General features: G+C 67.4%; 22 protein-coding genes and 1 riboswitch. Of the genes, 9 read left to right on the top strand and 13 right to left on the bottom strand.

The genetic code is table 11. The annotated features are described in order from the left end of the window. Window positions 1-2: 2 nt before the first annotated feature. Window positions 3-1,175: a hypothetical protein gene (locus tag ABN401_RS02395; RefSeq protein ID WP_349683213.1), complete on the top strand. Its 1,173-nt coding sequence runs from the start codon at window positions 3-5 to the stop codon at window positions 1,173-1,175. Window positions 1,176-1,617: 442 nt separating this feature from the next. Here ABN401_RS02395 and ABN401_RS02390 read toward each other — a convergent pair whose 3' ends face one another. From ABN401_RS02390 to ABN401_RS02375, 4 genes are all read right to left on the bottom strand, one after another. Further along, window positions 1,618-2,022 (bottom strand): hypothetical protein, encoded by a 405-nt coding sequence (locus ABN401_RS02390; protein ID WP_349683212.1) that lies wholly within the window; start codon window positions 2,020-2,022, stop codon window positions 1,618-1,620. Window positions 2,023-2,098: 76 nt separating this feature from the next. Further along, complete coding sequence (locus ABN401_RS02385) at window positions 2,099-3,190, bottom strand: BPSS1187 family protein (RefSeq protein ID WP_349683211.1); 1,092 nt, start codon at window positions 3,188-3,190, stop codon at window positions 2,099-2,101. A gap of 32 nt (window positions 3,191-3,222) precedes the next feature. Beyond that, on the bottom strand, window positions 3,223-3,660 hold the full coding sequence (locus ABN401_RS02380; RefSeq protein WP_349683210.1) for a DUF4260 domain-containing protein: 438 nt from the start codon (window positions 3,658-3,660) through the stop codon (window positions 3,223-3,225). Next, window positions 3,657-4,370 carry a DUF4386 family protein gene (locus ABN401_RS02375; protein ID WP_349683209.1) on the bottom strand — a complete coding sequence of 238 codons (714 nt, stop codon included), beginning with the start codon at window positions 4,368-4,370 and terminating at the stop codon, window positions 3,657-3,659. The genes ABN401_RS02380 and ABN401_RS02375 overlap by 4 nt, the downstream gene beginning before the upstream one ends. A 97-nt stretch (window positions 4,371-4,467) precedes the next feature. On the opposite strand from ABN401_RS02375, the gene ABN401_RS02370 reads away from it, so the two are divergent. Continuing rightward, the gene (locus ABN401_RS02370; protein ID WP_349683208.1) at window positions 4,468-4,869 is read left to right on the top strand and encodes a hypothetical protein; all 402 of its coding nucleotides are present in this window, start codon (window positions 4,468-4,470) and stop codon (window positions 4,867-4,869) included. Next, window positions 4,869-5,531 (top strand): TetR/AcrR family transcriptional regulator, encoded by a 663-nt coding sequence (locus tag ABN401_RS02365; RefSeq protein WP_349683207.1) that lies wholly within the window; start codon window positions 4,869-4,871, stop codon window positions 5,529-5,531. Before ABN401_RS02370 ends, ABN401_RS02365 begins: the two co-directional genes overlap by 1 nt. On the opposite strand, the gene ABN401_RS02360 is transcribed toward ABN401_RS02365, so the two are convergent. Next, complete coding sequence (locus tag ABN401_RS02360) at window positions 5,519-6,778, bottom strand: bifunctional alpha/beta hydrolase/OsmC family protein (protein ID WP_349683206.1); 1,260 nt, start codon at window positions 6,776-6,778, stop codon at window positions 5,519-5,521. The two genes, ABN401_RS02365 and ABN401_RS02360, sit on opposite strands and share 13 nt — an antisense overlap. A gap of 92 nt (window positions 6,779-6,870) precedes the next feature. Next, window positions 6,871-6,979, top strand: a riboswitch (TPP riboswitch). A gap of 149 nt (window positions 6,980-7,128) precedes the next feature. On the opposite strand from ABN401_RS02360, the gene thiC reads away from it, so the two are divergent. The 4 genes from thiC (at window position 7,129) to ABN401_RS02340 (ending at window position 11,584) form a co-directional block, all read left to right on the top strand. Next, window positions 7,129-9,165 carry a phosphomethylpyrimidine synthase ThiC gene (gene thiC, locus ABN401_RS02355; protein ID WP_432763510.1) on the top strand — a complete coding sequence of 679 codons (2,037 nt, stop codon included), beginning with the start codon at window positions 7,129-7,131 and terminating at the stop codon, window positions 9,163-9,165. Between the two features lie 610 nt (window positions 9,166-9,775). Next, window positions 9,776-11,068: a reverse transcriptase domain-containing protein gene (locus ABN401_RS02350; protein WP_349683205.1), complete on the top strand. Its 1,293-nt coding sequence runs from the start codon at window positions 9,776-9,778 to the stop codon at window positions 11,066-11,068. A gap of 3 nt (window positions 11,069-11,071) precedes the next feature. Continuing rightward, on the top strand, window positions 11,072-11,392 hold the full coding sequence (locus tag ABN401_RS02345) for a hypothetical protein (RefSeq protein WP_349683204.1): 321 nt from the start codon (window positions 11,072-11,074) through the stop codon (window positions 11,390-11,392). Window positions 11,393-11,401: 9 nt separating this feature from the next. Beyond that, window positions 11,402-11,584 carry a hypothetical protein gene (locus tag ABN401_RS02340; protein ID WP_349683203.1) on the top strand — a complete coding sequence of 61 codons (183 nt, stop codon included), beginning with the start codon at window positions 11,402-11,404 and terminating at the stop codon, window positions 11,582-11,584. Window positions 11,585-11,798: 214 nt separating this feature from the next. Here the strand turns inward: ABN401_RS02340 and ABN401_RS02335 are convergent, their stop codons facing one another. Further along, a complete protein-coding gene (locus tag ABN401_RS02335) occupies window positions 11,799-12,473 on the bottom strand; it encodes a DsbA family oxidoreductase (protein ID WP_349683202.1) in 675 nt (224 codons plus the stop codon). Then, window positions 12,470-13,354 carry a UTP--glucose-1-phosphate uridylyltransferase GalU gene (gene galU, locus ABN401_RS02330; RefSeq protein ID WP_349683201.1) on the bottom strand — a complete coding sequence of 295 codons (885 nt, stop codon included), beginning with the start codon at window positions 13,352-13,354 and terminating at the stop codon, window positions 12,470-12,472. Before galU ends, ABN401_RS02335 begins: the two co-directional genes overlap by 4 nt. Before the next feature lie 171 nt (window positions 13,355-13,525). On the opposite strand from galU, the gene ABN401_RS02325 reads away from it, so the two are divergent. Beyond that, the gene (locus ABN401_RS02325; RefSeq protein WP_349683200.1) at window positions 13,526-13,906 is read left to right on the top strand and encodes a helix-turn-helix domain-containing protein; all 381 of its coding nucleotides are present in this window, start codon (window positions 13,526-13,528) and stop codon (window positions 13,904-13,906) included. Window positions 13,907-13,970: 64 nt separating this feature from the next. On the opposite strand, the gene rpoD is transcribed toward ABN401_RS02325, so the two are convergent. From rpoD to dnaG, 5 genes are all read right to left on the bottom strand, one after another. Continuing rightward, window positions 13,971-15,941 (bottom strand): RNA polymerase sigma factor RpoD, encoded by a 1,971-nt coding sequence (rpoD, locus tag ABN401_RS02320; RefSeq protein ID WP_349683199.1) that lies wholly within the window; start codon window positions 15,939-15,941, stop codon window positions 13,971-13,973. Window positions 15,942-16,034: 93 nt separating this feature from the next. Next, window positions 16,035-16,301, bottom strand: coding sequence for a hypothetical protein (locus ABN401_RS02315; RefSeq protein ID WP_349683198.1), 267 nt, complete (start codon window positions 16,299-16,301; stop codon window positions 16,035-16,037). Between the two features lie 67 nt (window positions 16,302-16,368). Beyond that, window positions 16,369-16,776, bottom strand: a complete 408-nt coding sequence (locus ABN401_RS02310) for a type II toxin-antitoxin system VapC family toxin (RefSeq protein ID WP_349683197.1) — start codon at window positions 16,774-16,776, stop codon at window positions 16,369-16,371. Further along, the gene (locus tag ABN401_RS02305; RefSeq protein ID WP_349683196.1) at window positions 16,773-17,054 is read right to left on the bottom strand and encodes an antitoxin; all 282 of its coding nucleotides are present in this window, start codon (window positions 17,052-17,054) and stop codon (window positions 16,773-16,775) included. The genes ABN401_RS02310 and ABN401_RS02305 overlap by 4 nt, the downstream gene beginning before the upstream one ends. Further along, on the bottom strand, window positions 17,051-18,925 hold the full coding sequence (gene dnaG / locus ABN401_RS02300; RefSeq protein WP_349683195.1) for a DNA primase: 1,875 nt from the start codon (window positions 18,923-18,925) through the stop codon (window positions 17,051-17,053). The genes ABN401_RS02305 and dnaG overlap by 4 nt, the downstream gene beginning before the upstream one ends. Before the next feature lie 320 nt (window positions 18,926-19,245). Between dnaG and ABN401_RS02295 the strand changes: the two genes are divergently transcribed. Then, window positions 19,246-19,512 carry a hypothetical protein gene (locus ABN401_RS02295; protein ID WP_349683194.1) on the top strand — a complete coding sequence of 89 codons (267 nt, stop codon included), beginning with the start codon at window positions 19,246-19,248 and terminating at the stop codon, window positions 19,510-19,512. A gap of 3 nt (window positions 19,513-19,515) precedes the next feature. On the opposite strand, the gene ABN401_RS02290 is transcribed toward ABN401_RS02295, so the two are convergent. Further along, a complete protein-coding gene (locus tag ABN401_RS02290) occupies window positions 19,516-20,649 on the bottom strand; it encodes a patatin-like phospholipase family protein (RefSeq protein WP_349683193.1) in 1,134 nt (377 codons plus the stop codon). Between the last annotated feature and the right edge of the window lie 126 nt (window positions 20,650-20,775).

Genomic DNA, 20,775 nt, shown 5'->3' with positions numbered 1-20,775 from the left:
CCATGTCCGACACGCCGCCGACCGATCCCAAGAACCGCCCGACCGGCGCCGCCCCGGGCGCCGCCGCGCCCGAGCCCTTCGTGCGTGGCCGCATCGTCTGGGGTCGCCCGCCCGAGACCGTTTTCCGCGCCGGCCCCCTGCCCCGTGCGCCCGAGAGCTGGTCCCAGGCCGCCCCGCGTCCGGCGACGCCTCCGACGCCGACCCCGCATCCGGCGACCAACATCTTCACCGGCTCCATGATCCCAACGCGCGCGGCTCCGGCCCCCGAGCCCGAGCTGCCCGGCGAGAAGCCCCTCTCCCCAGAGCCGGACGCTGCGGACCTTGAGGCCCCCGCCGAGCCCCTCGTCGCCAGGCCGCGGCGCGCCCGCAAGGCCGCCGCCGCCCCGAACCCGGTGGCGACGCCCGAGATCGCGCCCGCGCCCGAACCGCCCTTCGAGACGGTCGTCGAGGACGTTCCCGTGGTCGAGGCCTACGCCGAGCCCGAGCCCGAGCCCTTCGCCGAACCGGTTCTGGAGACCATCGTCGAGCCCGATCCCGTCCGCTCGGCCGCCGCCGCGCGCCCCACGGTCGAGATCATCGTCGAGCCCGAGGCCCCCGAGCAGATCGACACCCTGCCTCCGCCCCTATCGGGCGCCGCGACCGGCCCCGCCGACCCGCGCGCCATCCCCTCCGTCGTCGTGACCCCGACCCTCTACGCCCGGGTCGAGGCCGTGATGGAGAAGGTCAAGACCAACGACACCTGGCGGATCGCCGCCGTGGCCGGTGCCCTGATCGTCATCGCCGGTTTCGTCTGGCTGGCCACCCTGCCCGCCGGCGACGCCCCGCCTCTCGACATGGACGCCCCGCCCCCGGCCGCCCCGGGCGCAGAGGTCCTGCCGCCCGTCGAGACCGCTCCGATCCCCGCCACCGAGGCCCCACCGCCCGCCGCCGTCCAGACCGAGGCAGAAGCCACGCCCGCGCCCACCCCGGCCCCCGCCCGCGTCGAGCCCGCGCGTCCGACCGCTCCGCGCGCGGCACAGTCCACGACCCCGAGCGTCACCACGCCCCCGGTCGAGCCGCCTCCCGCCCCGGTGATCGAGCCCGCCCCCCTGGTCATCGAACCGCCCACCGCCGCCACGCCCACCCCCACCGACCCCGACGCCCCCATCGAGACGAGGCCTCAGCCGCTGAACTAGGGGAGGTTGCGAGACCCTGGGGTCTTCTACTGGGCGCGTGGATGACGTCAGCTGTAGACCCGTTGCGGACTTTTGATGACAGTCCGCCGCGTGATCAGAGCCAAAACGACGAGTTAAGCTTACATTTTCATTGGGACCTCTGCAGAGGCTAGCCTCCCAGATAGTAGAAGAAGAAAGCGTGTAAGCGGAGGGTCACAGTGCGGAGAGCTATTCAGATCGTAGGATTCTGCTCCTGCGCTGTGGCAGCAACGGCTCTGGCGCTAATCGAGCGGAACGTTCGAAACGGTCTGGGCGCGGGAAGCTCGCCAGAGCTGCTACTGATTTTTCGGTCAGCGCCGCGATCGTCTGCATCGCAGCCTTCTTTTACAAGAAGAACGCCTGACGCAAACGTCCGCTTGGGGCACCGCCCCGCCGGCTGACTCGCCCCAGCTTGCCCCGTCTCTCACCCCTTCTCCGCCGCCCGATAGGGCAGATACCCCCGCTCCACCATCCGGCGCAGGCCCTCATAGGCCTCGGTCAGTTCCTCATAGGTGGTCCGCATCGCCACCAGCCGCTCCGCGTCGTGGGTCGAGACCGCGTGGCCCTGTTCGGTCAACCTCAGGGCCTCGGCGATCCAGCGGCCCCGCGCCGTGGCGGCGGCGACGGCCAGGCGCTGGAAGGCGGCGGGCTCGGTGTGATTGGCGCCCAGCCCCATGACCTGGGGGATGACCTCCCGATTGGACAGGAAGGCCGTGTAGTCGATCTGTTCCAGGTGGCCGCGCAGCCGGCGCTGCTCCTGCGGATCGGAGTCCGAGGGTTCGAAATGATCCCCCCGGCTGCGGGTCCTGGCCGACATCATCGTGCCCATCGTGGTCTCCTCGGGCGCTCTCCCGGCCGAGATGCTGCGCCCCGCCGGTTAACGCCGCCTTTCACGGCACCGCACCTCAGGGAAAGGCGAGATAGGTCCAGACCGGCCGATACAGCGGCGCGCCCTGGGCATCCCGCGGCGTCACCGCATCGGCGACAGTCGAGGAATGCCGCGGCTGTTGTACGAACGCGACTGGATTGGGATTGGGCGGGGCGCTCGTGACCAGGCGCCGTGACAGGCCGTAAGGCGGCACCGCTCCATCCACCGAGGTGTTCGGACCGAACTCCGACAGTCCGAGCAGCGTCCAGTTCTGGTTGATCAGCGCCAGCGGCACCAATTCATCGTCCGTGTGGGTGAAGCCGAACTGGCGGCTCGCCGATGTGACATTGGGCAGGCTTAACCATGGCGCCGGCGTCGTGGTCATCAAGCCGACGTCCGCTGGACCGGAGAACATGACGATCCGGTCGAGCGCATGGAGCTTGCCCAGATAGGCCGCATGGCCAGAGCCCTGCGATTGACCCGCCACAGTGATCCGGCTCCAGTCCAGCTGGCCCGAAACCAGCAGCCGACCCCACCCCTCGGTCGGGAAGGTGCGATCCAGGTAGCGGATCAGGTCCTCCAGACGGCCGATGATGGAACCGTTGCGATCCACCGTGACCAGCGGGCTGTGGTCCACCCCCGTCAGGATCTCGCGGCGCGCCTTGCCCGCGCAGTCCGGATCGGGGCTGGGCCTGCACAGGTCGCCCACCGCCGTGTCGTTGGGATAGGTCAGGCCCACCGCGTGATAGCCGCGCGAGGCCCCCGTGCGGACGATCTCGCGATAGAAGCGGGGCACGCCGTTTGTCCCGGGCAGCATGACGAACAGCCGGTTCTGCGCCAGGACCGCCGGATTGGGCGTCACCACGAAATGGGCTGAGCTATTGGTCGCCACCGCCGGGTTGACGGTGGTCGGAGACAGTTCGCGCTCGACCGAGACCCCGGCGGGCGGCGGCGGCGGTGGAGGCGGCGGAGGAGGCGGTGGAGGGGGCGGCGGGGCCGGAGGCTGGGTGGGCGGGGTGGGCGGGGTGGAGGGGCCGTCGCCCCCGCCTCCGCCCGAGCAAGCCGCGAGGGCAGTGCCGGAGAGGACAAGGGCTCCGATCAGGCGGAGAGCTTGGAAAGTGCGGTTCATGGAGACTCGTCTTCTTTGAGCGATCATGGATATCACGCGCCAGGCCTGCTGATCCGTCGCGTTTCGCGGGCGGCGCGCGCCGCCTTGCCGACAGGCCCCAGATGGGTGTGATCGAAGCTGGAGGCGGACTTCAGCCCGTATCCGACCAGCCGGTCCCAGCCGACGTGCGCGGCCCAGATCAGGGCGAACGACAGGGCGGCGGGCGCGACCGTCAGGCCGACGAGGCCCAGCGCCACCGGTCCGACCTCGGTGTGGGTCAGGTTGTAGGCCAGCGTCCCCGCGCCCCGCCCAAGCCCGTAGGCCAGGAACGACAGGTCGGGCACCAGGAACAATCCGGCGAACCACCACCACGACAGACCCGTCCGGTGATACAGCACACAGGCCACCACCAGCAGCGCCAGCCCTTCCAGCCGCAGCAACCGGCCGGGCCAGCCCCCGGCTCCGCCCTCGGTCTGAAGGATCGCGCTCATGTCGTCTCCCCCTGAATCGCCCAGGTCAGGCCGAGCGCCACCAGCCACGCCAGCCAGGCCATGAAGACCCACTGGGTGATCTGGAACGCGGGAAAGGCCGCATCGACGGTGGCCAGCAACTCGACCTGCCCCACGATCCACAGCGGCGACAGGATCAGGGCGATCACCCCCAGAGCCTGCGTCCACCACCCCCGCGCCATGGGCCCACGCACCAGCGCCAGCCCGACCGCCAGGGTCCAGGCCGCCAGCAGGGTCTGACCCAGCCATTCGCCGATCGCCACGCCCGCGAACTGATGCAGGGCCTGATAGGTCCCGACCGCCACGGTGCTCTCGGTCGCCGAGCCGTCCAGCGCCCGGTCCGCCAGACCCGGCACGACGAAGCTCCAGCGTGACAGGCCCACCGCCTGGGCGACGGCCGAGGCCGCGCCCGCGGCCGCCGCCCAGGCGGGCCAGCGCGCTCCACCCGCCCGGATCGCCTCGCCCGTCCAGGCCGAGACCCACAGGAAGGCCAGGGCGCACAGGGCGAAGGCCAGCCAGATCACGATCAGCTCGGGCCCACCCGCCCGGAAGGCCGCCAGCACCTCAAGCGGCGGCTCGCGCAGCACATCGTCGTATCCGAACCGATCGACCAGCAGGGCGAAGGGAACATTGGCGGCCAGGGCGAAGCCGGCCATCGCCAGCCCCGCCTTTCGTCTCATCGATATCGTCATCGAACTTTCCCCGTTGTCTCAGTTGTGAGACTTCTATATGTCCCATCATCGAGACATGTCAACCGGCAGTCCGAACAAGCTGAAAAGAGAGACCCCCATGAACATCGCCTCCCCCCTGATCGCCCTGCCCCTCGCCGCCCTTCTGGGCCTCGCCGCCTGCGCCGCGCCCCGTGTGGGCGTCGACGACCTCGACGTCCTGTCGGCCCAGGCTCCGGATGAAGTCATTGCCAGCGGCCGTCCGGTCGAGGCGCTGGCTGCCTGTTTTCAGGAACGCGCCGACTTCCTGCCGCTCAGCCGCTTCGTCATGACCGAGACCCACTGGCGCTATTCGCTGGCCGGCTATGGCTCGGCCTATGAGAGCGTCACCATCCGCCCCACGGCGACGGGCTCCGAGGCAGAGATCCGGCTCGGCGCCTATGACGCCCGCTGGACCCGGAACTTCGAGGATGGCCGCGGCCAGGCCTTGCGCGCCTGCGCCGCCTCGGACACGAACGGGTGATGACGCCAGACACACCAACCCGCGCTCAAGTAGCGAGCGACCGCGTCGCGAGCGGTAGCGCCAAAAGCAGGCCGCGCGACCGCGCGGCGACGGAGGCGGCGATCGTCTCCGCCGCCGAGCGGCTGCTGCTGCACGACGGCTGGAGCGGGCTGAACGTCAACACCCTGGCGGCCGCGGCCGGCGTCGATCGCAAGCTGATCTATCGCTATTTCGAGGGCGTCGAAGGCGTCGTCGAACGTCTCGCCGGCCAACTGGACCTGTGGCTGGGCGAGACCCTGGCCGCCCAGCCGCCGACCCAGGCGACCTCCTACCGCGACTTCGCGCGCGAGATGCTGACCGGCTATCTGCGGGCCCTGCGGGCCAGCCCGCTCATACTGCGTCTCGTGGCCTGGGAGCTCAGCGTGGACACCCCCTTGCTGCGGCGTCTGGAGGCGGCCCGTTCGGCTGTGCTGCAGCGCTGGACGGCCTCGCGCCGCCCCAACCTGCCCCTGCCGGACGGGGTGGACGTGGTCGCCCTGAACGTCGTCTTCCTTGCGGCCATCCAGCACCTGGCCCTCGCCGCCCAGTCCCGCGACCGCTTCGCCGGCGTCACCCTGGACGACGCCGGTTGGGCCCGCATCGAGGCGGCCATCGACCGGATGCTCCTGGCCTATCCGGCCTGACCGCAGGCCTCCTCCATCTCCTTGAAGTGCTCTTCCTCGCATGGCGCGGGCATTTCCGGCGCGCCCGCCCGCGTCACCACCCGCGCGCCACTTTCCAGCGTGCGGTGCACCGGGCATTTATCGGCGATCTCGAACATCCGGACGCGCTGCTCCTCGTCGAAGGCCCCCTCCAGCCTCAGCGTCCGCTCGAACACGTCGGGCGGCGCCTGCCCCGCCTGACGCTCGTGGCGCACCTCGACCGAGGCCCGCTCCAGCGGCAGGCCCTTCTTGTCGGCATAGAGCCTGAGAGTCATGACCGTGCAGGCCCCCAGGCCGGCCGCCACCAGCTCATAAGGCGTCGGGCCACTGGCCAGCCCGCCCACCGACACCGGCTCGTCGGCCAATAGCAGGGCCCCGCCCGCCTCGACCTTGACCTGGAACTTGCCGGCCCCCGTTTCGGACACCCGCACCACGCCGTCGGACGCCGGCGCCGTCCCCGGCGTCGTCATGTCACCGATATAGCGGCTGGCCCAGGCCGCGATCACCGCCGCCGCATAGGCCGCGTCCGCCGGATCGCTCAGCAGATGGTCGGCCTTGTCCAGCGAGACGAAGCTCTTGGGATGTTTCGCCGCCAGGAAGATGCCGCTCGATTCCTCGATCCCCACGATCTGGTCCACCGGCGAATGCAGCACCAGCAGCGCCCGCTTCAGCCCCGTCAGCCGCGTTTTCTGGTCCTGGGCCCTCAGGTCCTCGGCGAAGCCCGCGCCGACCGACACCGGCCGCCCGCCCACGCTGGCCGTGTGGGTCTCGCCGTGCATCAGCCCCTCAGCACCCGGCCCCAGCAGTTTCAGCACATGGTCGACATCGAACGGCGCGGCGATCGTCGCCACCGCCTTGACGCTGGGGATGTCCCCCGCCGCCGCGATCGCCGCCGCCCCGCCCAGGCTGTGCCCGATCAGCAGGCCCGGCGCGCAACCGTGCCGCGCCATGTGCGCCGCCGCCTCGACCAGGTCGCCGACATCCACCGTGAACCCCGCCGGCATGGGCGTCATGCCCGCCTCGCCGATCCCGGCGAAGTCGATTCTCAGCGTCCCCACCCCCTCGGCCGCCAGGGCCCGGGCGATCCGCGTCGCCGCCAGGTTGTCCTTGCCGCAGGTGAAACAGTGGGCGAACAGGGCCCAGGCCCTGACCTGCCCGTCCGGCCGATCCAGCCGCCCACGCACCCGTCGCCCGTCGGAGCAGTCGAAGTCGAAGGGTTCGGTGCGCATGGTCGTTCTCCGGGCCGGGCCTCCAGCCTAGCCCCGGATTTCGCCCCGCGCCTCCGAAAGGTTTCCAAGCCTCGCGCGCGCGCCTATGCTCGACCTGTTCTCCCGGGGGCGGTGCCTGAGCCGCTGAGATAGAGGTGATCCTCTGACCGGCCGAACCTGATCCGGGTCATGCCGGCGAAGGGATGGGAATGCTTGTTTCCATCCGTGCACCCCGGCGAAGGCCGGGGTCCAGGTCACGGACTCCGTCGGTCGGAGTGCGCGGCCCTGGATCCCGGCCTTCGCCGGGATGCACGGTGAAGAGGAAGCGGATCAGTCCGGAGCCGGCGCACCTCAACTGCACAGAGGCCGCCATGAACATCCACGTCACGCCGCACGCCAAGGTCGATGAGGCTCAAGCAGCGATCGACCGCGTCGAGAGCGATAGCCTCCCCCTCGCCGAAGCGCGCAAAGAGGTGATGCGCGAGACCGGCGCCATCCCCACCGGCGAACGCGCCGGGTCGAGGAAAGTCTACGTCTCCGGCGAACTGTTCTCCGACATCCGCGTCCCATTCCGCGAGGTCGCCGTCCACCCCAGCGCCAATGAGCCGCCGGTGACCATCTATGACAGCTCCGGCCCCTACACCGACCCCACCGTCGCCATCGACATCAAGCGCGGTCTCCCCCTCGTCAAATCCAGCTGGCAGCTGGATCGCGGCGACATCGCCCCCGTCGCCAATCCTCGTGAAGTGAAGCCCGAGGACAACGGCCACGCCGAGGGCAGGCACCTGGCCCCCCGCTTCGACACCTCGCGGCACAAGGTCTTCAAGGGCGTGCCCGGCCGCCCGGTGACCCAGCTGGAATACGCCCGCGCCGGCGTCATCACGCCCGAGATGGAATACGTCGCCATCCGCGAGAACCTGCGTCGGGAAGGGTCGAGGGTCGAGGGTCGAGGGTCGGAAGGAACCATCACCTTCGCAGATGGGTCGACGATGCCGTCCCCCAACGCAGCCTTCTCCCCTTCCTCGACCCTCGACCCTCGACCCTCGACCCGGGACGGAGAGTCCTTTGGCGCCAGCATCCCCGACTTCGTCACGCCGGAATTCGTCCGTCAGGAGATCGCCCGCGGCCGCGCCATCATCCCGCACAACATCAACCACCCCGAGGTCGAGCCGATGATCATCGGCCGCAACTTCCTGGTGAAGATCAACGCCAACATCGGAAATTCCGCTGTTCTGAGCACCGTCGATGACGAGGTCGACAAGCTGGTCTGGGCCACCCGCTGGGGCGCCGACAATGTCATGGACCTGTCGACGGGTCGCAACATCCACAACATCCGCGACTGGATCATCCGCAACTCCAGCGTCCCCATCGGCACCGTCCCCATCTATCAGGCGCTGGAGAAGGTCGGCGGCGTGGCCGAGGACCTGACGTTCGACATCTTCGCCGACACCCTGATCGAACAGGCCGAACAGGGCGTGGACTATTTCACCATCCACGCGGGCGTGCGCCTGCCCTTCGTGCCGCTGACGGCCAACCGCGTCACCGGCATCGTGTCGCGCGGCGGCTCCATCATGGCCAAGTGGTGCCTGTCCCACCACAAGGAGAGCTTCCTGTACGAGCGCTTCGACGAGATCTGCGAGATCCTGCGCGCCTACGACGTCTCCTTCAGCCTCGGCGACGGCCTGCGCCCCGGCTCCATCGCCGACGCCAACGACGCGGCCCAGTTCGCCGAGCTGCGCACGCTTGGCCAGCTGACCAGGGTCGCCTGGGACCACGGCTGCCAGGTCATGATCGAGGGCCCCGGCCATGTGCCGATGCACAAGATCAAGGCCAACATGGATGAGCAGCTGAAACACTGCCACGAGGCGCCCTTCTATACCCTGGGGCCGCTCACCACCGACATCGCGCCGGGCTATGACCACATCACCAGCGCGATCGGCGCGGCCATGATCGGCTGGTTCGGCACGGCCATGCTCTGCTACGTCACGCCCAAGGAGCACCTGGGCCTGCCGGATCGTCAGGACGTCAAGGACGGCGTCATCACCTACAAGATCGCCGCCCACGCCGCCGACCTGGCCAAGGGCCACCCCGCCGCCCGCGCCCACGACGACGCCCTGTCGCGCGCCCGGTTCGAGTTCCGCTGGGAAGACCAGTTCAACCTCGGCCTCGACCCCGAGACGGCCCGCAAATACCACGACGAGACCCTGCCGAAAGAGGCCCACAAGACCGCCCACTTCTGCAGCATGTGCGGGCCGAAATTCTGCTCGATGAAGATCAGCCAGGACATCCGCCGGGACGCGCAGGCGCAGAATGACGCGGGGGGGTCGCTGGCGGAGGCGGAGGCCGGGATGGCGGAGATGTCGGCGAAGTTCCGCGCGGGGGGCGGGGTGGTGGAGGTGAAGGTGTGAGGGGCCAAGCGCCACTTTGACTATGGTCGGAACTTGGGTATGATGTTCCTACTACGTTCGCGTCCGGAGTGAAGGTGACCGGTTCTACTGGTGCGCTGGATTTCCGAGGCGGCGGGTCGGTGGCGGGACAACTCGTCGCCGCGCCCGTTCGGATAGGGCCGAAAGGCACCTCCGGAGAGGGTAGCCAGGACCCGTTCGACACTCGACCTGCTGCAACTCTCACCCTCGAAGTTAGGGGGACGATCTGGGCGGCTGGTTCCTTTTCAACGATGGGTCCCGTGGAGGAGGCGCGTTTTCGCCGCGAGACCTTGTCAGAACCCGCAAAAACGATACGCGGGTCCCCAAGGAGATTTCGGTGGCGGAAATTCGCAAAAACGTGCGCCAGTCGCGCGCTCCCTCATAGGTTGTGCTCTCGTGGCGCTTCTGGGGGGATCGCTTCTTGCGTCCGGAGTGAAGGTGACCGGTTCTACTGGTGCGCTGGATTTCCGAGGCGGCGGGTCGGTGGCGGGACAACTCGTCGCCGCGCCCGTTCGGATAGGGCCGAAAGGCACCTCCGGAGAGGGTAGCCACCGTCGGACGGGTTTGGGCGAACCAGATCGGACCCTGAGACGTGGCAACTGACCCTTTCAAAACAGTATGCAGTCTCGCGAGCCTTGAAGCCGCATGGCGTGCGATCGAAGGCAATGGTCGGTTCTCAACGTCGATTACGGTCCGAAGTGAGATCGATCAGTTTCGCGAAAACACCGGCACGAAACTTCGCTCCCTCAGCTACCGGCTAAGCCGAGACCGATTTGTGTTCCCTCCAGCTAGGGGCATTCCAATCCCAAAGCTGAAGGACGGTAGAAAGACCGGCGGCGTCAGACCTATCGTACTGGCAGACGTTGAGTCCCGAATAGTTCAGAGGGCCATCTTAGAGGTTCTGACCGACACGCCTGAACTCCGCCCTTATTTTGAGAACCCCTATAGTTTCGGCGGTTTGAGAAAACGCGCAGACGGCGATCATTCTGGTGTGCCCGGCGCTATTTCCTGCGCACTTCAAGCGATTGGTCAGGGTGCGACCCATGTCGCTAGCGCCGATATATCGGGCTTCTTCAAACGAATCCCAAAGTCCCGAGTAATCGCAATCGTGGCGGCGGCGGTGCCAAATGCGCGCTTCATGTCGCTCTTTGAAAAGGCGATCACCACAGAACTCGCCAACATGGCGGAACTCCGGTCGAAACGAGATGCGTTTCCGATTGGCGAAATAGGAGTGGCCCAGGGAAATTCGCTTTCCCCTCTGCTCGGCAACATATGCCTGAGCGAGTTCGACGCGCTCATGAATGAAGGCGACTGCAGCTGTGTTCGCTATATTGATGACATCTTGATTTTAGCGCCGACCAAGCGAGCCGCTTCTGCAAGATTGAAGCGAGCGAGAGAATATCTCGCTACGCTCGGCATGCAGTTTTCACCGGAAAAGACATCCGCAGAACCTGTTCCCGTACAGAGCAAATTCGAGTTTCTCGGCGTCGAATTCGCGAATGGTTTGCTGCGCGCTAATCAGAAATCTCGGCAAAGGCTGGTCGAGTCCGTGAGCCTCGCCTTTGATAAAAGCTGCCAAGCTTTTACGGACGCAGCAAAGACAAAAGGTGACGTCGAGAGACATCTTTCCCTTAGCCACACCCTCAGAAAGGTGGATGGAATTCTCAACGGCTGGGGCAAGCACTATCGCTTCTGCAACGACGTCCGCACCCTAAATGAGCTGGACAAGCGGGTAAGCGAACTCATTCGGTCATATCTCGGTCGCTACGGTGAAGTCCGAAACAAAGCTGATCCAAAACAGTGGCGGTCGCTGCTGGGTATTGCGTCGCTTTCGATGATCGAACGAACACCTCTGGATTGGCCAAGAACGACAAGGGCTAATTGACCCATGCCCACCCTCGTCCTCCTCGCCGGTCCGAACGGTGCCGGGAAGACCACCTTCATCAACGACTTCCTGCGTCAGCGGGCGGAGGCGTTCCAGTTCGTCAATCCGGACGAGGTGGCGCGCGGCCTCCCCTTCTTTCGTCATCCTCCGGCAAGCCGCGCCTTCGCGGCGCAGACCGGGGGACGCAGCGGCGCGCGAGAGCGCGAACCTGTCACGCACACTGGCCCGTCCGACATCGTGCCTGAACAGATCGCCTTCGGCGCCGCTGGGTCCCCCGGTCTTCGCTGCGCTACGCCGGAGGATGACGAAAGCAGATTGTGCTAGGTTCGAGCCATGTTCAGCATCACCTCGTACCCCGAACTGATCCTGAGAGCCCTCCAGGACGCCGCCCACACGGCCAGGCACGGCACGCGCGAGGAACAGTCCGGCAAGTTCCTGCCGCCCCCCGGCTGGAAGGGTCACCTCGTCACCGCCGCCGACGCCCCGCCCAAGCCGAAGAAGCCCCGGGCGGCGTAAGTGTCCCTTCTCCCCTTGCGGGTCGACGAAGGGCGCATCGCGACCGAGGAGGGGTGGCCCGGAGGGCCGGATGAGGGGTGAAAGGCGATGGCGCCGATGACGGGCCGCCCTCTCCCTCACTCTAGAGATCGAGTTTCACCCCTCATCCTATCGCGCCAAGGCGACGGCTGCGCCGTCGGGCGCGATGTCCTTCTCCCGCAAGGGGAGAAGGAAGCTAGGACGCCACAATCCGCCGCAACGCCTCCTCGAACACCGCCGCCGGCTGGCCGCCGCTGATCAGGTATTTCCCCTCCACCACCACCGCCGGGACCGCATTGATCCCTCGGGCGCGCCACAGCTGTTCCTCGGCCCGCACCTCGGCGGCGAACAGGTCGTCGGCCAGGACCTCGACGGCCTTGTCCCGATCCAGCCCCGCGGCCGCCGCCGCATCGGCCAGCACCTGGGCATCCGCCAGCGGCCGGTTCTCGGTGAAATGGGCGCGGAACAGGGCCTCCTTCAGCGCCCGTTGCTCGGCCACCCCCACCGTGCCCGCCCAGTGCAACAGGCGGTGGGCGTCGAAGGTGTTCCAGATGCGGCTGTCCGGCCCCATCCGCATCTCGAACGCCCCCTTGCCACGGTCTGGCCAGGCCTCGGCCGCCCGCTCGGTGATCATCGCCCGGTTCGCCGCCGACTGTTCGGGCGTGGAGCCATACTTCTTCGCGATATGCTCGCCGACGTTCTCGCCCTCGGCTGCCATGCCGGGGTTCAGCTCGAACGGCTGGAACGTCACCTGCGCCTCGATGCCCTCGCCCCTCAGCCGCTCCAGCGCCCCCTCCAGTCCGCCCAGCCCCACCACGCACCAGGGGCAGACCACGTCCGAGACGAAGTCGATCTTCAGCGTGCGGGTCACCGGCCCAGCAGCCCTTCGATCGCCGCCCGCGCCGCCTTGCCCAGGTCCGGCCGCTTGAGCGCCAGGGCGACGTTGGCCCTGAGCAGGCCGATCTTGTCGCCGCAGTCGTGGGTCACGCCCGAATACTGTACCGCCGTGAAGCTCTGATCCCGCATCAGCCGGGCCATGCCGTCGGTCAGCTGGATCTCGCCGCCCGCGCCGCGCTCCTGCCCTTCCAGAATGCCGAAGATCTCGGGCTGCAGGATGTAGCGCCCCGCGATCGACAGGTTCGACGGCGCCGTGCCCTGGGCCGGTTTCTCGACCATCCCCTTCATGCGGATGCGGTCGCCGGCGCGGCTCTCGGGATCGACGATGCCGTATTTGTGGGTCTCGGTTTCGGGCACGGCCTCGACCCCGATGACATTGCCGCCCAGCTCCTCATAGGCCCCGACCAGCTGCTTCAGGGCTCCCGGCTCGGCATCCACGATGACGTCGGGCAGCAGGACCGCGAAGGGCTCGTCGCCGATGATGTCACGCGCGCACCACACCGCGTGGCCCAGGCCCAGGGGCTGCATCTGGCGGGTGAAGCTCATCTCTCCGGCGGTGGCCAGTTCGGCGTTCATCATCTCCAGTATCTCGGTCTTGCCCTTGGCCGCCAGCTGGGCCTCCAGCTCGATCTGGTGATCGAAATAGTCCTCGATCGCCCCCTTGGACCGCCCGGTGACGAAGACGATGTGCTCGATGCCCGCCTCTCGCGCCTCCTCGACGATGTAGGACAGGATCGGCCGGTCGACGACGTTCAGCAGCTCCTTGGGCGTGGTCTTGGTGCCGGGCAGAACCCGGGTGCCCAGTCCGGCGACGGGCAGCACCGCCTTGCGAAGGCGGCGGGAGTGAGGGGGCATGCATCGATCCTGAACAGCGGCGTTGTCCCAGCTTAACGCATCATCCGCCGATTGGCCTCCCCCCGGGCGCGGGTTCGCTCCCCCGTCACGCGAACGCGGCATGGTCGTTGCGGCTCAGAGGGCGAGCCGTGCCGTTCTGGCACAGCGCGACACATCAAGGGGAATGGGGCCATGGCCACCGACATCGATCTCCACCTGGGCCGCCGCCTGCGCCGTCGTCGTCGCCTGCTGGGCCTGACGCAGCAGCAGCTGGCCGTCCAGGTCGGCATCCGCTTCCAGCAGATCCAGAAGTACGAATGCGGCGCCAACCGCATCTCCGCCGCCCGCCTGTGGCAGCTCAGCGAGGCGCTGGAGACGCCGATCAGCTATTTCTACGACGGTCTGGCCGAGGCGATGGAGCGCAAGGAAGCGGCCGGCAGCGGCGGCGAGATGTTCAGCCGCAAGGAAACGCTCGATCTGATCCAGGCCTATTACCAGCTGGGCGAACGGCCGCGCCGCCGCCTGCTCGACCTGGCCAAGTCCCTGCATACCGAGGGGGAACCGGCGGTCTGAGAGCAGAGAGAGCAGACAAGAAAAAGGGCCGCCTCGTTTCCGGAGCGGCCCTCTTTTTTGAGACCTAGCTGTCGAGGAAGCTGCGCAGCTTTCTCGACCGGCTCGGGTGCTTCAGCTTCCTCAGCGCCTTGGCCTCGATCTGACGGATGCGTTCGCGGGTGACGCTGAACTGCTGACCAACCTCTTCCAGGGTGTGGTCGGTGTTCATGCCGATGCCGAAGCGCATGCGCAGGACCCGCTCCTCGCGCGGCGTCAGGGACGCCAGCACGCGGGTGGTGGTCTCGCGCAGGTTCGACTGGATGGCCGCGTCGATGGGCAGGATGGCGTTCTTGTCCTCGATGAAGTCGCCCAGGTGGCTGTCTTCCTCGTCGCCGATAGGGGTCTCGAGGCTGATCGGCTCCTTGGCGATCTTCAGGACCTTGCGGACCTTCTCCAGCGGCATGGCCAGCTTTTCGGCCAGCTCCTCCGGCGTCGGCTCGCGGCCGATCTCGTGCAGCATCTGGCGGCTGGTGCGGACGATCTTGTTGATCGTCTCGATCATGTGCACCGGGATACGGATGGTCCGCGCCTGGTCGGCGATCGAGCGGGTGATCGCCTGACGGATCCACCAGGTGGCGTAGGTCGAGAACTTGTAGCCGCGCCGGTACTCGAACTTGTCGACCGCCTTCATCAGGCCGATGTTGCCCTCCTGGATCAGGTCCAGGAACTGCAGGCCGCGGTTGGTGTATTTCTTGGCGATGGAGATCACCAGGCGCAGGTTGGCCTCGACCATCTCCTTCTTGGCCTGACGGGCCTCGCGCTCGCCCTTCTGAACGGTCTGAACGATGCGGCGGTAGTCGTCGATGGGCAGGCCGGCCTCGGTCGCCACGGCGGCGACGTCGCCCCGGATCTGGGCGATCTGGGCCGACTGATCGTCGCTGAACTTGGTCCAGCGCACGCCCATCTCCTTGACCGATTCCGACCAGTTGGGGTCGAGCTCGCGGGTGAAATAGGCCTTGAGGAACTCCGGACGCGAAATGCCGTAGCTGTCGGCCAGGCGCAGCAGGCGGCCCTCGAGGCCGATCAGCCGCTTGTTGATGGCGTACAGCTGCTCGACCAGGGCCTCGATGCGGTTGTTGTTCAGCTTCAGCGTCTTCAACCGGCCCGAGATGGCGGCCGACAGGGTGTCGTGGGCCTTCCGGTCCTTGGTCGACAGGTCCTCGCCCTTCAGCCGGCTCTCGACCAGCTTCTCCTGCAGCTTGCGGAAGGCGTCGAAGTCGCCCGCGATGGCGTCCAGCGTCTCCATGACGCCGTCGCGCAGTTCGGCCTCCAGCGCCGAGATCGACATGCCGCCGCCGTCGTCGAAGTCTTCGTCCTCCTCGTCCTGCTCGGCCTTCTCCGCCTCCGCTGCTTCGGGCGAGCCTGGCTCGGGTTCGGGTTTGGGCGGAACGGGCTGGCCGGGGATCGGGGGCTGGGGCTGGTTGTGCGGCAGGGACGAGGGGTTCAGTACGCCGTAGGTGGCGTCCAGGTCGATGACCTCGCGCAGCAGGATGCGGTTGTTGGCCAGTTCGTCGCGCCACACCATGATGGCCTCGAACGTCAGGGCGCTCTCGCACAGCCCCGAAATCATGGCGTCGCGGCCCGCCTCGATGCGCTTGGCGATGGCGATCTCGCCCTCGCGGCTCAGCAGTTCGACCGAGCCCATCTCGCGCAGATACATCCGCACGGGATCGTCGGTGCGGTCATAGGTCGGCTTGGCGTTCTCGTCGGAGATCTGGGTCTCCGCGCGCTCGGCGACCTCTCCGCCCGAGGTCTCGGCCGCGTCCTCCTCGGCCTCGACGACGTTGACGCCCATCTCGGACAGCATCGCCAGCGTGTCCTCGATCGCGTCGGGCGTCACCTCTTCGGACGGCAGGACCTTGTTCAGCTCCTCCATCGTCACATAGCCGCGGGCCTTGGCCTGCTTGATGAACTTCTTGACGCCGGCGTCGGTGAGGTCGAGCAGCGGCCCATCCGACTGGACTTCGGGTTCCTGCGTCTCGGTCTGCGCGCTCATTAAGTCTCTGTCTCCGACCGGGGCGGGGTCTCGGCGCCCTCGGCAAAATTGCAACAACTCGTCCCGAAACAGAACGCATGCGAGGCCGGTTCGTTACGAACCCGCCTCATCGTCCCAGATCGCGCCGGTCCTGATGGCTCGCCGCAGGGCATCACGCTCGGCCTTCAGACGACTGAAGGCCGAGGCGTCGAAGGCGGTCTCCGCCCCCGACTTCGCTGACGCCAGCGCCGCATCCAGGCCCGCGAGGCGGGTCAGGGCTGCGAAGCCTTGCGACCACCGGACCCTTGCCTCGGCGAGGGGCGCATTCGCGGCCAGGAAAGGCGCGCCGGACTTCGCCGCCGCCTTCTCGACCTCGCGCACTAAGGCATCGTGTCCGGAAGTGGCGAGATGGCGACGCAGGGCCGCGCTGTCAAGCGTCTGTCGGCGATCAGTCCGCGCGCAGCCAGTTCTCGACCCTGAGGCCGGCTACACGTCGAAACTCGCGCTCGTTGTCGGTGACAAGGGTGCAGTCTTGCGCCAGGGCGTGGGCTGCGATCAGCATGTCGTTGGCACCAATCAGTAGACCGCCATACTCAAGCGCAGCTCGCATGCTGGCATAACTCATGTCCGCAGGCGCGTCCCACGGCAGGACGGACAGTCCCGCCAGCACGGCTTCAAGCCGTCCGAACAGATGAGGCATGTTGCGTCGCGCCAGACCGAACCTGAGTTCCGCAACGACAATGATGCTGGTGCAGAGTTCGTCCTCGTCGCTCAACGCGATCCGTTGCGCCGTCCGACCGATGGCTTGCTTCATCAGGTCTGACACGACGTTCGTGTCTAGCATGTAGCGGATCAAAAGTTCACCGGCCGGGGAGGAAAGTCCTCGATCTCCCCGATCTCATCGTCGATGGGGCTCAGCTTACTCAATGCGGCCAGCAGGTCCGCGCCGGTCGTCATCTTGCGGATCGGCTCTATCACCAGCCGGTTCCCCTCCCGCCGCATCACCGCATCCTCGCCGGGCAGTTCCAACGCGGCGGGGATGTCCACGGCCTGACTCGGGCCATGGCGGTAAAGCTTGACCGGGTGCGATCCATCCATGGAGCCTTGGCTATCACAAGGCAGCCAGGGGGTCACGCCTTGCCGCCTCCCCAGTTCGTCGCGGTTGTGATTGCGCGCCTCAGAATGTCCCGTTCAGATTTCAGCCTAGCCAAGGTGGTTGTTCCTGATCCAGGTCCGAGCTGATCTTTCGCTGCGGCGACAGCTTTCTCGAGAGATGCGAGTCGCATGAGCAGCTCCAGGGTCTCAACCCAGAGATCGCGAGCCTCCTGCCGGGTCAGCGCAGCCGAAAGAAAAGGCGCACCGGATTTCGCGGCGGCCTTGTCCACCTGCTGCATCAACTCCTCAAATCCAGCGCCGTGAAGATGTCTCCTGGTCGTTGCGGCATCTGACTCGTTGCCTGCGAACCGCAGCCGGACCAGTTCCTGCGTCAGGCCTTCGAGGGCGACGTCGCCCAACCCATGATTTGCCAACTCTTCAAGATAATCATCAAGCCGAGCGGGATCTTCGATCGCGGCATGAGCCAAGGCGGCGGCCACCGGATCAAGGGCCCGAGAAATGGCCTGCCTCGCGTCCGCGCCCTCCGATGTCTGCCGTGGCCGAGCACTCATGCGGCTGAGCCAATCCGGCTTCGAGCGCCGCAAGTCAGGGGTCCAAGCCTGCTGGACGCGGCCGGGGAACAGGCCGTCGAAGCGGTCGAACAGGTCGCGGCGGTATTGCTCGGCCAGATCCTTGTCCTGGATCGCCGCCGCCGCCGCGCGCAGGCGGCCTTTCAGACCCGCGCGACGCTCAGGCGTGTCCAACGGCTCGACCTCGGCCTCGCGGCGGAACAGGACCTCGGCGAAGGGCCGGGTCTCGGCCAGGGCCTGGCGCAGGGCGGGCGCGCCTTTCTCGCGAAGGATGTCGTCGGGGTCCTGGCCGCCTTCCAGCAGCGCGAAGCGAAACGACTTGCCGGATTTCAGCAGCGGCAACGCTCGCTCGATGGCCCGGAACGCGGCGCGCTGCCCCGCCCCGTCGCCGTCGAAGCACAGCACCGGCTCGGGCGAGACCCGCCACAGCAGGGCCATCTGCTCCTCGGTCAGGGCCGTGCCCATGGGGGCCACGGCCGGCAGGCCGGCCCTCTGGCAGGCGATGACGTCCATATAGCCCTCGACCACGATCACACTCTCGGTCGACTTCGACGCCGCGCCCAGGATGCGCCGCGCCTCGGGCAGGCCGTAGAGGGTCGCCCCCTTGTGAAAGAGCGGGCTCTCGGGCCCGTTCAGATATTTCGCCCGGTCGTCGGGGTTCATGGCCCGGCCGCCGAAGCTGACCAGCCGTCCGCGTGCGTCCAGGATCGGGAACATCAGCCGGTCACGAAACCGGTCGTAGGGTGCCCCACCCCCCTCCGGCGCGATCAGCATCCCCGCCTCGACCAGTTCGCCCGGCTTGGCCCCCCTCTGGACCAGCGCCGCCTTCAGGCCTTCACGGTCGTTGGGCGCATAACCCAGGCCGAACCGCTCCCACTGATCCTCGGGCAGGCCGCGCCGTTCCAGATACTCGCGCGCCGCCTTGCCGACCGAGCGGCGCAGGTTGGCCGCGAACCATTTCTGAGCCAGGTCCATCCAGCCGGCCAGGCCCTGGCGCTTCTGCTCGCGCTCGGCGGCCTGGGGATCGACGTCTGGTAGTTGCATGCCCGCCTCGGCGGCCAGCCGTTCCACGGCCTCCGGGAAGCTCAGCCGCTCGGTCTCCTGCAGAAAGGAGATGACGTCGCCGTGCTTGCCCGACGAGAAGTCGTGGAAGAAGCCCTTGTCATCGTTCACAAAGAACGACGGTGACTTCTCCTTGCTAAATGGGCTCAGACCTACCCACTCGCGTCCTTGGCGCTTGAGCTTCACCGTCCGCCCGATCACATCGGACGGCCGAAGGCGTGCCTTTAGTTCCTCGAGGAAGCGGTCATCGAATCTCACAGCCCGACAGGCATTGCGAAACTGCGCACCGCTAGACCAATTTGCAGGCACAAAACCGCGCTCCCCAACAGCTTTCCCACAAAGGGGACAGTTCGAGGGATAATTTGCCAATACGTCAAATGCGGACCTAACGGCCGTTTCGACCGGCGATTGTCCACCATCGCGTTAAGGTCTCGGTAAGCAATAAGGCGGAATCGTCGCCTTAACCGTCTGCATGCAAACAATATTCTGACGGGATCAGGAACTATCCACAGACCCTGTGGTTAAGGCCACGAGCCTCGGGCGCAGAAGCGCCGCCTCCCGTTCCCTCAGAGACATCCATGTTCATTGCCATCGCCCGCCCGGCGGTGGAGGTCCAGGGTCCCGACGCCGTCGCCGTCCCCGGCTCCCCCGCCATCGCAGACCTGACGCCTCGCGCCCTGCACGCCCGTCTGTTGGCCAACGCCGCCCAGCGTCGCCTGCGCGGGCTCGAGCGTAGACGCGAGCGACGCCTCGAAGACGCCGATTACTGGCTGCACGCCGCGCCGGTCGCGGTGCGAAAAGCATCGGCCCTGCGGGAAGAGAAGAGCTTCGCCCCCCTGCCCTGAGGCTCAGCGCCAGATGTCGCCCGACAGGGCCCCCGCACGACCGACCTCGAACACGGCGCGCATCGAGGCCGGGCTGAAGTCCAGCGGCGAGGCCTCCGAGTCGTCCGGCAGGGCGGCGTAGCGAAAGAACAGGTCGTTGCGATCGGCGAAGGCGCGGTTGCCCTCCAGCGTCGTCACCAGCGAGGATCGCAGCAGGATCTCGACGCTGCGGCCCAGCACCCCGCCCAGACTGTCGCGCGTCACCGCGAAGCTCGGGGCCAGCCGCCCGTTGATGACGACGTGAAACCGGGCGGCCCTGAGCATGGCCGACGGCTCATCATAGGACCACAACGTCTCGGGCACCGCGAGGAACGGCGTGGTCACCCCGCCGTCGACGTGCATCTCCTCGAACGACAGGTCGCCGGTGTTCGACTGGATCAGCACCGGTGGAAAGGCTCCCGGAATGCTGGCGGAAGCGACCAGCACGGACCGGAACAGCTCCAGCGCCTGCGGCGAACCGGCCGAGGCGATCGCCCCCATGTCCCAGCTGACGCCGCGCTGGCTGTCGAGGTCGGTGGTGGCGACCAGCAGCACCCGCCCCCTGGCGTATTCGGCCGCGACGGCGCGCAGCATCGCCTCGTCGACATAACGCTCGACCAGGGCCCGCAGCGGCTCGCCCTTGTAGACGCCCGACCCGAAGAAGACCCCCAACCCCTGCGACTGCAACAGGGTGGAAGCCGCGCCGCCCGTGTAGGCCTCCTCCAGCTCATCGTTCCAGTCGGAGCCAAGGAAGACGAACGGCGCCGCCAGGGCCCCGGTGGAGACGCCCGTGACGACCTCGAAGTCCGGCCGCGACCCGCTCTCGGTCCAGCCCCGCATCAGCCCGGCGGTAAAGGCCCCGTTGGACCCGCCGCCCGACAGGGTCAGGAAGTCGACGACCCCGTCCTCTCCAACCGGTACCCCCTCGCGAAAGGCCTGACGGAACAGGGCGACCCGCCGCTCGTCGTCCAGATAGACGCGGATCGGATACCTTTCGTCGGAGGTCAGGCCCATCGGCCGGGCGGCCTGCCGGTCCTGCAGCGCGAACGAAGAGCGCGAGCCGCCGACGCAGCCGCCCAGCATCAGGACCAAAAGAGCGAGCGATAGGACGCGGATCATGGCGCTCGAACGCTACCACGCCTTTTCCGACACGCGGATGACGGCCTTGACGGCGTCGACGCTCGGGCTACGTCCGGGATTGACGCAGCACTCGCCTAGGGTGGGGTCCTGGTTCAACGGTCACCA

The organism is Brevundimonas aurifodinae (assembly GCF_040195595.1).
GTDB classification, from domain to species: Bacteria; Pseudomonadota; Alphaproteobacteria; order Caulobacterales; family Caulobacteraceae; genus Brevundimonas; species Brevundimonas aurifodinae.
The sequence above is the reverse complement of the archived record's forward strand: the minus strand, read 5'-3'. Positions and strand labels throughout refer to the sequence as shown.

Bases quoted from the DNA above. Each gene is read 5' to 3' on its own strand.
- ABN401_RS02395 (WP_349683213.1), top strand. From the start codon at position 3: ATGTCCGACACGCCGCCGACCGATCCCAAGAACCGCCCGACCGGCGCC.
- ABN401_RS02390 (WP_349683212.1), bottom strand. From the start codon at position 2,022: ATGGGCACGATGATGTCGGCCAGGACCCGCAGCCGGGGGGATCATTTC.
- ABN401_RS02385 (WP_349683211.1), bottom strand. From the start codon at position 3,190: ATGAACCGCACTTTCCAAGCTCTCCGCCTGATCGGAGCCCTTGTCCTC.
- ABN401_RS02380 (WP_349683210.1), bottom strand. From the start codon at position 3,660: ATGAGCGCGATCCTTCAGACCGAGGGCGGAGCCGGGGGCTGGCCCGGC.
- ABN401_RS02375 (WP_349683209.1), bottom strand. From the start codon at position 4,370: ATGACGATATCGATGAGACGAAAGGCGGGGCTGGCGATGGCCGGCTTC.
- ABN401_RS02370 (WP_349683208.1), top strand. From the start codon at position 4,468: ATGAACATCGCCTCCCCCCTGATCGCCCTGCCCCTCGCCGCCCTTCTG.
- ABN401_RS02365 (WP_349683207.1), top strand. From the start codon at position 4,869: ATGACGCCAGACACACCAACCCGCGCTCAAGTAGCGAGCGACCGCGTC.
- ABN401_RS02360 (WP_349683206.1), bottom strand. From the start codon at position 6,778: ATGCGCACCGAACCCTTCGACTTCGACTGCTCCGACGGGCGACGGGTG.
- thiC (WP_432763510.1), top strand. From the start codon at position 7,129: ATGAACATCCACGTCACGCCGCACGCCAAGGTCGATGAGGCTCAAGCA.
- ABN401_RS02345 (WP_349683204.1), top strand. From the start codon at position 11,072: ATGCCCACCCTCGTCCTCCTCGCCGGTCCGAACGGTGCCGGGAAGACC.
- ABN401_RS02340 (WP_349683203.1), top strand. From the start codon at position 11,402: ATGTTCAGCATCACCTCGTACCCCGAACTGATCCTGAGAGCCCTCCAG.
- galU (WP_349683201.1), bottom strand. From the start codon at position 13,354: ATGCCCCCTCACTCCCGCCGCCTTCGCAAGGCGGTGCTGCCCGTCGCC.
- ABN401_RS02325 (WP_349683200.1), top strand. From the start codon at position 13,526: ATGGCCACCGACATCGATCTCCACCTGGGCCGCCGCCTGCGCCGTCGT.
- rpoD (WP_349683199.1), bottom strand. From the start codon at position 15,941: ATGAGCGCGCAGACCGAGACGCAGGAACCCGAAGTCCAGTCGGATGGG.
- ABN401_RS02295 (WP_349683194.1), top strand. From the start codon at position 19,246: ATGTTCATTGCCATCGCCCGCCCGGCGGTGGAGGTCCAGGGTCCCGAC.
- ABN401_RS02290 (WP_349683193.1), bottom strand. From the start codon at position 20,649: ATGATCCGCGTCCTATCGCTCGCTCTTTTGGTCCTGATGCTGGGCGGC.